Annotated in this window: 1 protein-coding gene; it reads left to right on the top strand. The window is 67.5% G+C overall.

The genetic code is table 11. The annotated features are described in order from the left end of the window. On the top strand, positions 1 to 1,075 hold a 1,075-nt coding region (locus tag MAXJ12_RS22495), incomplete at both ends, for a condensation domain-containing protein (protein ID WP_008838308.1).

The following is a 1,075-nucleotide window of genomic DNA, read 5'->3' on the forward strand; positions in this document are numbered from 1 at the left end:
AGGGCGGCCTATGAGGCGCCGCAGGGCGAGGTCGAGGCGGCGCTGGCGCAGATCTGGGCCGAGCTTCTCGGTATCGAGCGCATCGGGCGCCACGACCACTTCTTCGAACTCGGTGGCCATTCGCTCTTGGCGGTGCAGCTGATGGAGCGGCTGCGGCGGCTGTCGCTGGGAGTGGAGGTGCGCACCCTGTTCGCCAAGCCGGTGCTGGCCGATCTTGCCGCCAGCCTTGGAAGCCATCACGAGGTGGCGGTGCCTGCCAACCTGATCACCGAACAGAGTACGGCGATTACGCCGCAGATGCTGCCGCTCATCGATCTGGCCCAGCCGGAGGTCGACCGGATCGTCGCCACGGTACCCGGTGGTGTCGGCAGCATCCAGGACATTTATGGCCTGTCGCCGCTGCAGGACGGCATCCTGTTCCACCATTTGCTGGCCAGCCGGGGCGATCCTTACCTGCTGGTGTCGCAGATGGCCTTTGACGAGCGTGACCTGTTGGAGCGCTATCTTGGCGCGGTACAGCAGGTGGTGGATCGGCACGACATCCTGCGCACGGCCTTTGTCTGGGAGGGGCTGTCGAGCCCGGCCCAGGTGGTGTGGCGGCGCGCGCCGCTGCAGGTGAGCGAGGTCGAGCTGGATGCTTGTGACGGTTCCGGCCCCAATGAGCTCCGGCGCCGGTTTGATCCGCGCCGGCAGCGCATCGATCTTGGCCGGGCGCCGTTGTTGCGGTTTGTGATCGCGCGCGAGCCCGGCAGCACACGCTGGCTGCTGCTGCAGCTGCAGCATCATCTGATCGGCGATCACACGACGCTGGAAGTGATACATGCCGAGGTGCAGGCCGTGCTGGAGGGACGCGCGCGTGAGCTTGCAGCACCGCAGCCGTTCCGCAATCTGGTGGCGCAGGCGCGGCTGGGGGGTGATGCCAAGGCGCATGATGAGTTCTTCCGGGGGCTGCTGGCCGACATCGAGGAGCCGACCATGCCGTTCGGGCTGAGCGAGGTCTACGGCGACGGCAGCGGGGTCGGCGAGGCACGGCGGATGCTGCCGCAGGCGCTCAACGATCGGCTGCGGGAACAGG

The sequence above is a fragment of the Mesorhizobium alhagi CCNWXJ12-2 genome (genome assembly GCF_000236565.1).
Lineage (GTDB): Bacteria > Pseudomonadota > Alphaproteobacteria > Rhizobiales > Rhizobiaceae > Allomesorhizobium > Allomesorhizobium alhagi.